At 39.7% G+C, this 14,683-nt stretch carries 11 protein-coding genes; 8 read left to right on the top strand and 3 right to left on the bottom strand.

Annotation, left to right across the window (positions count from 1 at the left end; genetic code table 11):
* Positions 1-227: 227 nt before the first annotated feature.
* Complete coding sequence (gene ffh, locus INQ00_RS09500) at positions 228-1,619, bottom strand: signal recognition particle protein (RefSeq protein ID WP_197546900.1); 1,392 nt, start codon at positions 1,617-1,619, stop codon at positions 228-230.
* A gap of 139 nt (positions 1,620-1,758) precedes the next feature.
* Here ffh and INQ00_RS09495 point away from each other — a divergent pair, with 139 nt between their 5' ends.
* From INQ00_RS09495 to selD, 3 genes are all read left to right on the top strand, one after another.
* Complete coding sequence (locus INQ00_RS09495) at positions 1,759-2,544, top strand: cytochrome C assembly family protein (protein WP_197546899.1); 786 nt, start codon at positions 1,759-1,761, stop codon at positions 2,542-2,544.
* A 78-nt stretch (positions 2,545-2,622) separates the two neighbouring features.
* On the top strand, positions 2,623-3,891 hold the full coding sequence (locus tag INQ00_RS09490) for an HlyC/CorC family transporter (protein WP_197547531.1): 1,269 nt from the start codon (positions 2,623-2,625) through the stop codon (positions 3,889-3,891).
* A 62-nt stretch (positions 3,892-3,953) separates the two neighbouring features.
* Positions 3,954-4,991 carry a selenide, water dikinase SelD gene (gene selD / locus INQ00_RS09485; RefSeq protein WP_197546898.1) on the top strand — a complete coding sequence of 346 codons (1,038 nt, stop codon included), beginning with the start codon at positions 3,954-3,956 and terminating at the stop codon, positions 4,989-4,991.
* A 48-nt stretch (positions 4,992-5,039) separates the two neighbouring features.
* Here the strand turns inward: selD and INQ00_RS09480 are convergent, their stop codons facing one another.
* Together INQ00_RS09480 and gap are read right to left on the bottom strand one after the other, a co-directional pair.
* Positions 5,040-6,857, bottom strand: coding sequence for an AMP-dependent synthetase/ligase (locus INQ00_RS09480; protein WP_197546897.1), 1,818 nt, complete (start codon positions 6,855-6,857; stop codon positions 5,040-5,042).
* Positions 6,858-7,083: 226 nt separating this feature from the next.
* A complete protein-coding gene (gene gap, locus INQ00_RS09475) occupies positions 7,084-8,103 on the bottom strand; it encodes a type I glyceraldehyde-3-phosphate dehydrogenase (protein WP_049363694.1) in 1,020 nt (339 codons plus the stop codon).
* A gap of 219 nt (positions 8,104-8,322) precedes the next feature.
* Here gap and gmk point away from each other — a divergent pair, with 219 nt between their 5' ends.
* The 5 genes from gmk to murI all read left to right on the top strand — a co-directional run bounded on the left by gmk (position 8,323) and on the right by murI (position 14,374).
* Positions 8,323-8,949, top strand: coding sequence for a guanylate kinase (gene gmk, locus INQ00_RS09470; protein ID WP_041918290.1), 627 nt, complete (start codon positions 8,323-8,325; stop codon positions 8,947-8,949).
* A gap of 60 nt (positions 8,950-9,009) precedes the next feature.
* Positions 9,010-9,276, top strand: a complete 267-nt coding sequence (rpoZ, locus tag INQ00_RS09465; RefSeq protein WP_005698386.1) for a DNA-directed RNA polymerase subunit omega — start codon at positions 9,010-9,012, stop codon at positions 9,274-9,276.
* A gap of 74 nt (positions 9,277-9,350) precedes the next feature.
* On the top strand, positions 9,351-11,471 hold the full coding sequence (spoT, locus tag INQ00_RS09460) for a bifunctional GTP diphosphokinase/guanosine-3',5'-bis pyrophosphate 3'-pyrophosphohydrolase (protein ID WP_197546896.1): 2,121 nt from the start codon (positions 9,351-9,353) through the stop codon (positions 11,469-11,471).
* Positions 11,471-13,552, top strand: a complete 2,082-nt coding sequence (gene recG / locus INQ00_RS09455; protein WP_197546895.1) for an ATP-dependent DNA helicase RecG — start codon at positions 11,471-11,473, stop codon at positions 13,550-13,552. Before spoT ends, recG begins: the two co-directional genes overlap by 1 nt.
* A 30-nt stretch (positions 13,553-13,582) precedes the next feature.
* Entirely contained in the window at positions 13,583-14,374 is a 792-nt protein-coding gene (gene murI, locus INQ00_RS09450) for a glutamate racemase (protein WP_197546894.1), read from the top strand.
* The last annotated feature ends 309 nt before the right edge of the window (positions 14,375-14,683 follow it).

Raw genomic sequence — 14,683 nt, 5'->3', positions numbered from 1 at the left:
TGATTAAAAAATATGATGCCATGATGGTTAACTTTCCGAGAATAGCCATCAAGGGCTAGATTTTACTCGAAGTAAAATACCTGAGCAATTATATCGACTATCAAATGATGAAAATATTACCTAAAACTGAGTAATTTAATCGGGTAATAGGAAATGCTAACTAAAAAGATAAAAAAAACGGCCAAAAACCTATTGATTTTTGACCGCACTTTATTTGTAGAGGGGGATTAACGTTTAAACATGCCGCCTAAACCACCGAGGCCACCTAAGCCGCCTCCGCCCATTAAGCCTTGCATGCCGCGCATCATTTTTGCCATTCCACCTTTGCGCATTTTCTTCATCATGCGTTGCATTTCGTCAAATTGTTTCAGCAACTTATTCACATCTTGCACTTGTGTGCCGGAACCTAATGCAATACGACGACGGCGAGATCCTTTGATAATATCTGGATTGGCACGTTCTTTTAAGGTCATGGAATTAATGATGGCTTCCATTTTGATGAACATTTTGTCATCTACTTGATTTTTGACATGATCCGGTAAGTTTTTCGCACCCGGTAATTTTTCAAGCATCGACATCATACCGCCCATTTTTTTCATCTCGCGGAGCTGTTCACGGAAATCATCTAAGGTGAAATCATCACCTTTCTTGAATTTCTGTGCCATTTTTTCCGCTTTTTCACGATCCACTGAGCGTTCCAGATCTTCGATAAGGGAAAGTACATCGCCCATGCCTAAAATACGTGATGCTACGCGATCAGGATGGAATGGCTCTAGGGCTTCTGTTTTTTCACCCACACCAAGGAATTTAATCGGTTTGCCGGTGATTTGGCGAATAGATAAAGCCGCACCGCCACGCGCATCACCGTCCACTTTGGTTAAGATAACCCCGGTAAGTGGCAAGGCTTCATTGAAGGCTTTTGCTGTATTTGCCGCATCTTGACCGGTCATCGCATCTACGGTGAAAAGGGTTTCGATTGGATTTAACGCTGCATGGACTTGCTTGATTTCGTCCATCATTTCTGTATCAACGTGCAAGCGACCTGCCGTATCGACAATTAACACATCGTAGAATTTGAGTTTTGCATCAGCAAGTGCCGCTTTTGCAATCTCTACCGGTTTTTGTTTAACATCAGATGGAAAGAAATCCACACCAACAGATTGTGCTAAGGTCTCAAGCTGTTTGATTGCTGCAGGACGATATACGTCGGCAGAGACTACAAGCACTTTCTTTTTATGACGTTCGCGTAAGAATTTTGCTAATTTACCCACGCTGGTGGTTTTACCCGCACCTTGTAAACCCGCCATTAAAATAACTGCAGGTGGCTGTGTTGCTAGGTTTAAGCTCTCATTGGCTTCACCCATGGCTTTTTCGAGTTCACGTTGAACGATTTTTAAGAACTCTTGGCCTGGCGTTAAGCTTTTATTAACTTCTTCGCCTAACGCACTTTCTTTTACTTTGGCGATAAATTCACGCACAACAGGTAAAGCTACGTCAGCTTCTAATAACGCCATACGCACTTCGCGTAGCGTTTCTTTAATATTATCTTCAGTTAAACGCCCTTTACTGCTAATGTTGCGTAGCGTTTTGGAAAGGCGATCCGATAAATTCTCAAACATTTTAAATCCTGTTTTTTCTTAAAAAATTGCCGTGATTATACCGAAATTTGGGCGTTTTTCATCATTTCAAATAAAATTATGGCGATCTAGAGAAAAGATCCGTTAAAATAAGAATAATTCCTAGTAAAGAGAAAGCATTATGTGGTTTGCCCTTTTTTCGATTATTTTTTACATTCTTAGTTTATTGTTGATCGCCCCATTTTTGATGAACTCATCAGAAGGGAAGTTGAGTCAAAGTAAAATCCCGTTTTTTCTGACCGCACTTACAGCAATTGTTCTGCATGCAGTCAGCACGTTCCCTCTGTTAGAGGATCTTGCCTCAGGGCAAAGTTTTACGCTAATGCAAATCGCTTCCTTAATGAGCGTCATTATTGCGTCATTGGCGACGCTTTCAATGTTTCTCGTTTCGACAATGTGGTTTGTTTTACCGATAGTGTATGCGTTTTCGATCATTAGCCTGATCTTTGCCACATTCTTATCAAGCCACATCATTCAAATGCTTAATCAGAACACGTTGATGTTGTTCCATATCGGCTTGTCGCTCTTTACCTACGCGGTATGTTTTATTGCAACGCTTTATGTGATCCAGTTGGTATGGTTAGATCGCAATTTGAAAAAGCGTAAAATCCAATTTTCGCCAGCAATTCCGCCATTGATGGCAGTAGAACGTCATTTCTTCTGTTTATTTGCGATGGGGGAAGCATTACTGACGCTCACTTTAATTTCTGGTACTTATCATGTGTTGCAAGCCGTGACTCCAGAAAATCTACACAAAGCGATTTTTTCTTTCCTTGCTTGGATTAGTTTTGGTATTGCTTGTTTTGGCCATTGGCGATTAGGATGGCGTGGAAAAAGGATGATTATTTACGCAATTTCGGGTATCATTCTGCTCACGATTGGCTATTTTGGCAGCCGTTTGATTTAATCAAAATCAAAGAACAGGTAAAAAGTGCGGTGAAAATGACCGCACTTTTTGTTGATTAACGAACAAAAGGATTTACCCTTGGACAGTATCCCCCTTAGTACTTTATTTATTACACTCATTATTTGTTTAGTTTTATCAGCCTATTTCTCCGGCTCAGAAACCGGATTACTCTCTCTCAATAAATATCGCCTTCGTTTTATGGCGGAACAAGGCAATAAAGGCGCGCAAAAAGCAGAAAAACTGCTTGAAAAGCCTGATACCTTGTTAAGTTTTATTCTGATCTTTAATAACCTTGTGAATATCAGTGCTTCCGCTATTGCAACCATGATTGGTATGCGTTTATATGGTGATGCGGGGGTAGCAATCGCAACAGGTTTATTAACCTTTGCAATGCTTGTTTTTTCTGAAATTTTCCCTAAAACGGTTGCGGCGATGCACCCAGAGAAAGTGGGATTATTTTCAAGTCACATTTTGTCGCTATTGTTAAAAGTGTTCTATCCATTAGTTTGGTTGATGAATATTTTTACGAAAACCTTAATGCGAATGGTCGGCTTAAAACCTGATTTACAAAAACAAGTGATTAGCCGTGAAGAACTTCGTAGTATTGTATCGGAAGCGGGAGAAGCTACTCCAGATGAACAGCATCCACAAATGTTGCTCTCTATTTTAGATATGGAAACGGTGACTGTCGACGATATCATGGTACCACGTAATGAAATTGCTGGGATTGATATCGATGATGATTGGAAAGCCATTATGCGCCAACTTAATCATGCACCACATAACCGAATTGTGTTGTATAAAGGCAGCCTTGATGAGCAAGTATTAGGGATTTTGCGTGTGCGTGAAGCGTTTCGTTTGTTATTAGAAAAAAATGAATTTACCAAAGAAACCTTATTACGCGCTGTCGATGAAGTGTATTTCATTCCTGAAGGTACCCCGCTTAAAACACAATTAGCGAATTTCCGTACGAAAAAAGAACGTATCGGTTTAGTGGTAGATGAATACGGTGATATCAAAGGGTTAGTCACTCTTGAAGATATTTTAGAAGAAATTGTGGGTGATTTTACAACCACTACAGCACCGACCATTGAACAAGAAGTTGTTCAGCAATCTGATGGTTCAATGATTATTGAAGGTTCGGCGAATCTTCGTGATTTAAATAAAATGTTTGGTTGGGAATTAGATACAGAAGACGCTCGAACCTTTAATGGTTTGATTCTTGAGCATCTTGAAGATATTCCTGATGAAGGAACGGTTTGTGAAATTGATGGCTTGAAAATTACGATTTTGGAAGTCAGCGATAATATGATTAAACAAGCGAAAGTGGAGAAGTTAGCGTCATAAACGCCAAATTTTCTGACCGCACTTTTCGCTTAAAAGGTATGTGATTTTAGTAAGGATTTAGCATGACGGATGAGATTCGTTTAACACAATACAGCCACGGCGCAGGTTGAGGCTGTAAAATTTCGCCTAAGGTGTTAGGGACAATTTTACAGACAGAAATCGAGAAATTTACCGATCCGAATTTATTGGTCGGGAACGAAACAGCGGATGACGCAGCGGTTTATGATCTTGGTAATGGTACTGCAATTATCAGTACGACAGATTTCTTCATGCCGATTGTGGACGATCCTTTTGATTTTGGCCGTATTGCGGCGACCAATGCCATTAGCGATATTTTCGCAATGGGTGGTAAACCAATTATGGCGATTGCTATTTTAGGTTTCCCGATTAATAAATTACCGGCAGAAGTGGCGCAAAAAATAGTTGATGGTGGCCGTTTTGCTTGTCATCAAGCGGGAATTTCCCTTGCTGGAGGACACTCGATTGATGCGCCAGAACCCATTTTTGGTTTAGCTGTAACGGGCGTTATTGCAACCGAACGTGTAAAACGTAATGCCTCAGCAGAAGCAAATTGTAAGCTTTATTTAACCAAACCATTAGGTATCGGCGTGCTGACTACTGCTGAGAAAAAAGGTAAGTTAAAACCAGAACATCAAGGCTTAGCAACGGCAGCCATGTGTCAAATGAACCTGATTGGTAGCCAATTTGCGGAAGTTGATGGTGTAACCGCCATGACGGATGTCACTGGCTTTGGTTTATTAGGACATTTAGCTGAAATCTGTGAAGGCTCAAATCTTAATGCGGTTGTGCATTTTGATAAAATCAAATTATTAGATGGCGTAGCGGATTATATTGCTGAAGGTTGTGTACCAGGTGGAACCAACCGTAACTTTGAAAGCTATGGTCATAAAATTGGTCCTCTTACGGATTATCAAAAGGCGGTACTTTGCGATCCTCAAACTTCAGGTGGCTTGTTGATTGCGGTTAAATCTGAAAGTGAAGCGGAAATCTTAGAGATTGCGGAAAAAGCCGGTATCGAGCTTAGCGAGGTTGGCGTATTGAAACCTCACCAAGAAGGTGTGCTGGTAGAAGTCGAATAAATCCTTTTCATCAAAATAAAAAGTGCGGTGAAATTCACCGCACTTTTTTTATTCTTTATTTTCCTTGTTCTCTTTATTGTTGGAATACATCGAATCAATGATATGATGATAACGTTCCATAATTACTTTTCGGCGTAATTTGAGCGTAGGCGTGATTTCACCAAGTTTGACGCTAAATGCCTGAGAGAGTAGCGTAAATTTCTTCACTTGCTCGAAGTGTGCCAGTTCTTTTTGAAGACTTTCGATACGTTGTTCAAACATTTTGATAATGTCAGAGTGTTTGAGCAATTCCATGCGATCTTGATACTTAATATTTAGTTTTTTCGCATATTCTTCTACGCTATCAAAACAAGGCACGATCAACGCTGAAACATATTTTTTTGCATCAGCAATAATCGCAATTTGTTCGATAAATTTATCTTTGCCGATTTTACCTTCGATATATTGTGGCGCAATATATTTGCCGTTAGAGGTTTTCATCAATTCTTTAATACGGTCGGTAATAAATAAATTACCTTCAGCATCAAACTCACCAGCATCTCCCGTTTTCAGAAAGCCATCTTCCGTAAAGGCTTGGGCCGTTTCTTCTGGCTTTTTATAGTAGCCTTTCATTACCATGCCACCACGCACCAGAATCTCATTATTTTCACCAATTTTAACTTCGGCATTTGGCATCAATTTACCAATAGAATTCGGATTAAAATGATAGTCATCCCAGCAAGAGACGGTAGCTGTGGTTTCTGTCATACCATAACCGAGTTTGATATTAATCCCAATGCTATGGAAGAAAAGGCCAATGCTTGGCTCTAATTTTGCGCCACCGCAAGGCATCATTTTAATGCGTCCGCCTAACAATGATCGTAATTTAGAAAGTACTAGTTTATCGGCCAGTGCATAGCGTTTTTGTAAGAAAAACGGGGCTTTTTTATTTTGAGACAGAAGATCAAAACGTTTTTGCCCCACTGCAATTGCCCAATGGAAAATCATTTGACGAATAAAAGGCGCTTTTTGTACTTTATCAAGCACAGCAGAATAAATTTTTTCATAGAAACGCGGTACTGCACACATAAAAGTTGGACGCACTTCCGTTAATGCTTCACGTACTTGATTGGTGTCTTCGAGATAACAAAGGATTGCTCCGCGATGTAACACATAGGCAACCCAAGCACGCTCAAAAATGTGACTAAATGGTAAAAAAGAAAGTGAAACCTCATCTTGATTAACATCTAATGCAATATCATGGGCTTCAAGTTGATGCGCTAAGTTATTGTAATCGAGCATTACGCCTTTCGGTTCACCTGTTGTGCCTGAGGTGTAGATGATCGTGAATAAATCATCCATCGTTTTATTTGCTAAGCGAGTTTCAAATTCAGTCTGAAATTCGGCTTTACCTAATTGAATTAAATCGTCCCAATGGCAGGAAAGGGTAGTTTCTGTCAGTTGAATTTGTTCTTTCATGGCCACAATTTTTTGTAATTGTGGACACTGATGTGCAATTTCTAACGCTTGGTCATATTGTTCTTGATCACCAACAAACAGAATTTTGACATCGGCATGATTTAAAATAAATTCAGCTTGCTGTGCCGTATTGGTTGCATAAATTGGAACAGTGATAGCTCGGACTTGAAGCGCTGCAATATCAGCGATTGTCCAACGTGACATATTGTGTGCAAAAATCGCAATTTTATCTTGTACTTGAATATTGCAAGCAAGAAAAGCTAATGAAAGCTGATCAAGCTGTTGTTGGAATGAGTTCCACGAAATATCTTTCCACAAGCCATTAATTTTATGGCGAAGTGCGGTTGCATTTTGACGAGTTTTTGCCTGTTGGCGAATTCGATTGACGAAATGACGTTCTAAATTCATATAAGCCTTATTTGAGCGAACAACTGTACGCTAATATAAACGAAATAAATTTAAAATCTAGTGAAATGTTATTATTTTGTGAATATAGAATAAATAATAGACATATTTATTTTTCTATTTTTATCTCCGGATGAGAAATAAAGAATTTAAAAATATTGATTAAGTGAAATGGATTGGAAATAAAAAAACCGCTCTAAAAGAGCGGTTAATTTTTTAGGTATTTTGATTAGCCTTTGTAGTTGTAAACGTGTGCAACTAAGTCTAATACTTTATTTGAGTAACCAGTTTCGTTATCGTACCAAGATACTAATTTAACGAAAGAATCAGTTAATGCGATACCCGCATCAGCATCAAATACAGAAGTTAAAGCACAACCGTTGAAGTCTGTAGAAACTACTGCATCTTCAGTGTAACCTAAAACGCCTTTTAATTCGCCGTTGAAAGTTTTACCTTCAGCTGCATCTTTGATTGCTTGTTTGATTTGTTCGTAAGTTGCTGGTTTTTCTAAGTTTACAGTTAAATCAACTACAGAAACGTTTGGAGTAGGAACACGGAACGCCATACCTGTTAATTTACCGTTTAATGCTGGTAATACTTTACCAACAGCTTTCGCAGCACCGGTAGATGAAGGGATGATGTTTTGTGATGCACCACGACCACCGCGCCAGTCTTTAGCTGATGGACCATCAACAGTTTTTTGAGTCGCTGTGGTTGCGTGAACAGTAGTCATTAAACCATCTTTGATACCGAAAGTTTCGTGAACAACACGTGCTAAAGGTGCTAAACAGTTTGTAGTACAAGAAGCGTTAGACACAATGTCTTGACCTGCGTATGCACCGAAGTTTACACCACGTACGAACATTGGTGTGCTATCTTTAGAAGGACCAGTTAATACGACTTTTTTCGCACCAGCAGTGATGTGTTTGCGTGCTGTTTCATCAGTTAAGAACAAACCTGTTGCTTCAACTGCAACATCAACGCCGATCGCACCCCAGTTAAGGTTTGCAGGATCACGTTCAGAAGTAACACGGATAGTTTTACCGTTTACGACTAAGTTACCGTCTTTAACTTCAACAGTACCGTCAAAACGACCGTGAGTTGAATCGTATTTCAACATGTAAGCCATGTATTCAACGTCGATTAAGTCGTTGATACCTACAACTTCGATGTCATCGCGATGTTGTGCTGCACGGAATACGATACGACCGATACGGCCGAAACCGTTGATACCAATTTTAATAGCCATAAGATTTTCACCTTCTATTTTTTTAAGTTAAACAAAATCGTTGCTCTAACGAGTTCTCATGGATTATAGCATGGGCATTTTGATAAAAAAAAGGGTATATACCACTTTTTTGTGATCTCGATCACTTTTTAACAATTTGGTAAAACAAATGAAAATTTGACCGCACTTTTCATTTTCTTTTTGTATAATAAAAACAAACAACAATAAGAGGTTTCAATTATGTCTCAAGGTAATTTATATATTCTTTCTGCACCGAGTGGGGCGGGCAAGTCATCATTAATTTCCGCGTTATTAGAAAAAAATCAAGGCACGAAAAAAATGGTATCTATTTCACACACAACGCGTTCACCTCGACCAGGTGAAAGTCATGGTGTGCATTATTATTTTGTTTCAGTAGAAGAATTTGAAACCTTAATTGAAAAAGGCCACTTCTTAGAATATGCAAAAGTGTTTGGCGGTAATTATTACGGCACTTCATTGCCAGCGATTGAAGAAAACTTAGCAAAAGGCATTGATGTGTTTTTAGATATTGACTGGCAAGGTGCGCAGCAAATTCGTCAAAAAGTACCGTCTGTAAAAAGTATTTTCATTTTGCCACCGTCATTGCCAGAATTAGAGCGTCGCTTGGTTGGGCGCGGACAGGATAGCAAAGAGGTTATTGCTGAGCGAATGTCAAAAGCAATCAGCGAAATTTCGCATTATGATGAATATGATTACGTTATTGTGAATGATAATTTTGAACAGGCATTGGCAGATTTACAAAGCATTTTGCAGGCAGAACGCTTGACTAAAGCTTATCAACAAACAGAAAATGCAGACTTAATTCATCAGCTACTAGCAAAATAACCTTGAATTGAGTACAATATTTTCCCTTTATAGACATTATTTTTAACATCGGAGTAAAACATGGCTCGAGTGACTGTGCAAGATGCAGTAGAAAAAATTGGTAACCGTTTTGATTTAATTTTAACCGCCGCTCGTCGTGCGAGACAATTAGAGTTACATCAAAGTGAACCGTTAGTGCCGGAAGATAACGATAAACCAACTGTAATCGCATTACGTGAAATCGAAAAAGGGTTAATCAACCAAGAAATCATGGATGCAAAAGAGTATTTAGATGCGGCAGCTTCTCAACGTAACGAAGAAGTGGCAGTAGCGTTAATCGCAGAATAATCTCATTAAAGTGCGGTCAAAATTAAAGTATTTTGATCGCCTAGTCTTTCTCTCTACAAAAAGTCAGGTGTCCTTTGGAATTGTTTGCAGATTTAGATCGAATTATTCAGGGGTATTTGCCCGCCGATAAAATTGAATTAATCAAACGTGCATTCGTCATTGCGCGAGATGCTCACGAAGGACAATTTCGCTCAAGCGGCGAACCTTACATTACTCACCCTGTTGCAGTAGCTTCAATTATTGCGGAAATGCATTTAGACCATGAAGCAATCATGGCTGCATTATTGCATGATGTTATCGAAGATACTCCTTATACCGAATCCCAATTAAAAGATGAATTTGGCGCTAGCGTAGCCGAAATTGTTGACGGCGTATCGAAACTAGATAAATTGAAATTCCGTACCCGCCAAGAAGCACAGGTTGAAAACTTTCGCAAAATGATTTTAGCGATGACTCGAGATATTCGGGTCGTCTTAATCAAACTGGCTGACCGTACCCATAACATGCGAACGTTGGGATCATTGCGTCCAGATAAACGTCGTCGTATCGCAAAAGAAACCCTAGAGATTTACTGTCCATTAGCCCACCGTTTAGGCATCGAGCATATCAAGAATGAATTAGAAGATTTATCTTTTGAAGCAATGCATCCTCGCCGTTATGAAGTACTTAAGAAATTTGTCGAACAGGCGCGCGGTTCTCGTCAAGAATTAATCCAACGTATTTCTAATGATATTTCACAACGTCTTGAGGATGCAGGTATTCCAAGTCGTATTTGGGGACGTGAAAAACATCTCTATAAAATCTATCAAAAAATGCGCATGAAAGATCAGAAATTCCATTCCATTATGGATATTTATGCTTTCCGCGTTATTGTGAATTCGGTTGATGATTGCTATCGCGGGTTGGGGCAAATGCATAGTTTGTATAAGCCCCGCCCAGGTAAAGTGAAAGATTATATTGCCGTGCCACGTGCAAATGGCTACCAAGCACTACAAACCTCGATGATAGGCCCTCACGGTGTACCCGTAGAAGTTCATCTTCAGACTGAAGAAATGGAACAGGTTGCTGAAATGGGCGTTACCGCCCATTGGGTGTATAAAGAAGGTGGTAAAAACGATAGCACCACAGCTCAAGTACGCGCACAACGTTGGTTGCAAAGCTTAGTGGATATTCAACAAAACGTGGGTAACTCCTTTGAGTTTATTGAGAACGTAAAATCTGAGTTTTTCCCGAAAGAAATCTATGTCTTTACGCCGAAAGGTCGTATCGTTGAATTACCAATGGGCGCAACAGCTGTCGATTTTGCTTATGCAGTGCATTCTGATGTGGGAAATCATTGTGTTGCGGCAGTAGTAGAGCATAAACCTTATCCGTTATCACAAGCCTTAGAATCTGGTCAAACCGTTGAGATTGTGACCAGTGAAAATGCTCATCCAAGTGTTAGTTGGCTAAACTTTGTGGTGACGGCTCGCGCAAGAACCCGTATTCGTCATTTCTTAAAATTATTGCGTGCAGATGATGCCGTTCAAACTGGTAAAAAACAGCTAGAAATGGCTCTGAAACCTCATTATCTCTCTGAAGTTTCTGAAGAGAAAATCCAAGCAGTACTGAATGAATTGAATCTCTCAAGCCTCAATGAGCTTTTTGAGGAAATCGGCGTAGGTAATCAAATGTCGAGTGTCATTGCGCATCAATTAATGGATGAAGCTATTGAAATTGATGTGGATGGTGTGTCTGAAAACACACAAAGTACGCTAATGTTAAGCCGAGATGGCGAAATGAAAGCGTCTTTCGCTCAATGTTGTCATCCAATTCCGGGTGATCCGATCGTGGCATTAAGTACTGCGAAGAAAGGTGTGGTTGTACATCATCAAGCTTGTTCTAATTTAACGTCAAGCAATGCCAAAGATTTCACCGTGGCAAAATGGGAAGAGGCTGAAAGTGCGGTTAATTTTGATGCCGAATTACACATTGAAATGCTTAATGAACAAAATGTATTAGGTAGTCTCATGACAGCGGTCGCGACTTGTGAAAGTAATATTCAAAGTATTTGGACGGAAGAATTAGAGAATAATCTGCTATTAGTCATTATCCAAGTTGGCGCGAGAGATATCTATCATTTAGAAAACATTATGCGAAAAATCAAACAAATTACCAGTGTGATTCGTTTGAAGCGCAATATTAATGAAGCATAATGAGTACGCAACTTCTCGATGCCGTTCCTCTAACCACTTTATCTGGTGTTGGCGCGGCAATCTCCGATAAATTAAGCCGTCTTGGAATTCATAATCTCCAAGACTTGCTTTTTCATTTACCTATCCGTTATGAAGATCGCACGAGAATTACACCCATTGCCGATCTTCGTCCTGAACAATATGCCACCATTGAAGGCGTTGTCCAAACCTGTGAAGTCGCGTTTGGGCGCCGTCCTATTTTAACCGTCAGTCTTTCTGATGGAACGAGCAAGATTATGCTCCGTTTTTTCAATTTTAATGCGGGGATGAAAAACAGTTTTCAGATTGGTACGCGCGTCAAAGCGTTTGGTGAAATTAAACGTGGACGCTTTATGGCGGAAATTCATCATCCTGAATATCAAATCATACGAGATAATGCGCCATTGGTTTTAGAGGAAACGCTCACGCCTATCTATTCCACAACGGAAGGTTTAAAACAAAATTCATTACGTAAGCTAACCGATCAAGCATTGGCTTTACTCGGCAAAATCCAATTAACGGAAATTTTACCTAATGAATTTAATCCACATCCTTTTAGCCTAAAGGATGCTATTCGATTTTTGCATCGTCCACCGCCAGATATCTCATTAGATGTTTTGGAGAAAGGGCAACATCCCGCACAGCAAAGACTTATCTTTGAAGAGCTTCTTGCACATAATCTTGCGATGCAAAAAGTGCGGTTGGGTACGCAGCAGTTTTTAGCGTTGCCATTGCATTATCAAACCGATTTGAAGCAACGTTTTCTTGCATCTTTGCCTTTTCAACCAACGAATGCCCAAAATAGAGTCGTGGTGGATATTGAACAGGATTTAGCGAAAGATTATCCAATGATGCGACTTGTTCAGGGCGACGTAGGTTCAGGAAAAACATTGGTAGCAGCATTAGCCGCCTTATTAGCGATTGATAATGGCAAACAAGTGGCTTTAATGGCACCAACGGAAATTTTAGCGGAACAGCATGCCAATAATTTCCGCCGTTGGTTAGAACCTTTTGGTATTGAAGTAGGCTGGTTAGCGGGTAAGGTGAAAGGGAAAGCTCGCCAAACCGAATTGGAAAAGATTAAATCGGGTGCTGTGCAAATGGTGGTGGGCACACATGCTTTATTCCAAGAAGAAGTGGAATTTGCTGATTTAGCCTTGGTGATTATTGATGAACAACATCGTTTTGGGGTGCATCAACGGTTAATGTTGCGAGAAAAAGGTGAAAAAGCAGGATTTTATCCCCATCAACTGATTATGACTGCAACACCAATCCCAAGAACATTAGCGATGACGGTTTATGCTGATCTTGATACGTCGATTATTGACGAATTGCCACCAGGCAGAACGCCGATTACGACAGTGGTTATTTCAGAAGAGCGTCGTGATGAAATCGTTGCTCGAGTCAAAAACGCCTGTATTAATGAAAAACGTCAGGCTTATTGGGTCTGTACTTTAATTGATGAATCTGAAGTATTAGAAACGCAAGCAGCCGAGGCAATTTGGGAAGATTTAACAAAAGCCTTGCCGATGCTTAAAATTGGTCTTGTACATGGACGAATGAAACTGCAAGAAAAACAAGATATTATGGCTGCCTTTAAAAATGCAGAACTTGATTTGCTTGTGGCTACAACCGTGATTGAAGTGGGCGTGGATGTGCCGAATGCCAGTCTTATGATCATTGAAAATGCAGAGCGTTTGGGCTTATCACAACTCCATCAGTTACGTGGACGAGTAGGGCGTGGCAGTACGGCGTCTTTTTGTGTCTTAATGTATAAACCGCCGTTGGGCAAAGTGTCGCAAAAACGTTTACAGGTATTGCGTGATAGCCAAGATGGCTTTGTGATTTCGGAAAAAGATTTAGAAATTCGCGGTCCAGGTGAGGTGTTAGGCACCAAACAGACGGGAATTGCCGAATTTAAAGTGGCGAATTTAATGCGCGATCGTAAAATGATCCCAACAGTTCAATATTATGCTAAGGCATTAATTGTAAAATATCCGGATGTGGCAGAAAGTTTAATCCGCCGTTGGCTAAATAATCGAGAAATTTATTCGAATGCCTAAAGTGCGGTTATTTTGGAAAGAGTTTTATAAATGAATAAATCAACGGTACTTTTCTTTGATTCTGGAATGGGGGGCTTAAGCGTTTATCGCGAAGCGAAAAAGCTGATGCCAGATAACCATTATTTGTATTGCTTTGACAATGCTGGCTTTCCTTATTCAGAAAAATCAGAAGAAACAATTATTCAGCGAACATTGGGTATTTGTAAAAAAATTAATCGGAATTATCCACTTGATGCCATTGTGATTGCTTGTAATACCGCGAGTACGGTGGTGTTACCGCCTTTACGTGAACAATTTTCTATTCCTATTGTGGGCACCGTACCTGCCATTAAGCCGGCGGCAGAAATATCACAAACGAAACATATTGGACTATTGGCGACAAAGGGGACGGTTAAACGCCCTTATGTTAATGAGCTTATCCATCAGTTTGCCTCCCATTGTGTGGTTGAACGGTTAGGCTCAACTAAATTGGTTGAAATCGCAGAGCATAAAATCCAAGGGAAATCGGTTGATTTGATTTCATTGAAAAATGAATTAAGTCCCTGGGCCTCAATAGAGAATTTAGATACGATTTGTTTAGGCTGTACCCATTTCCCTTTAATTAAAGATGAAATTCAAATTTGCTTACCTCAAGCGAAGAATTTTATGGATCCAGGATTCGCTATTGCCAAGCGGTTGCAGTTCTTACTTGATAAATTAGAAGTGCGGTCAAAATTAGAGGTGAAAAATCAGGTTTTTTGTACGCAAGACGTAGAGAATAAACACCAATTAGAACAAGCGTTGGCTCTCTGGGGATTTGATGGAATTACCGTTTTAAAATGATTTTTTCTCGTCACGTTGGTGCGTTTGTAAGCAAATAGCAAAAAAATTTACATTTTTTTACAAAAAGATCTTGCAAAGGCGTCTGAAATGCCTATAATACGCCCCACACAACGACGCGCTGTTGTGAATCTTAAGAAAAACCGGTGCGTCGTTATTTTTTGCTCTTTAACAATATATCAGACAATCTGTGTGGGCACTTGTTGATTGACTTGTTTTAAAAATATTTTTTAATTTTGAAGTCTTAATAGGTGCTAACTAGAAATTCATAATACTTTTTTAAGTAGTGACATTTTATGTCAGCAGTATTGA

Origin of the sequence: Haemophilus parainfluenzae, from assembly GCF_014931275.1 — a bacterium.
Taxonomy (GTDB): domain Bacteria; phylum Pseudomonadota; class Gammaproteobacteria; order Enterobacterales; family Pasteurellaceae; genus Haemophilus_D.
The sequence above is the reverse complement of the archived record's forward strand: the minus strand, read 5'-3'. Positions and strand labels throughout refer to the sequence as shown.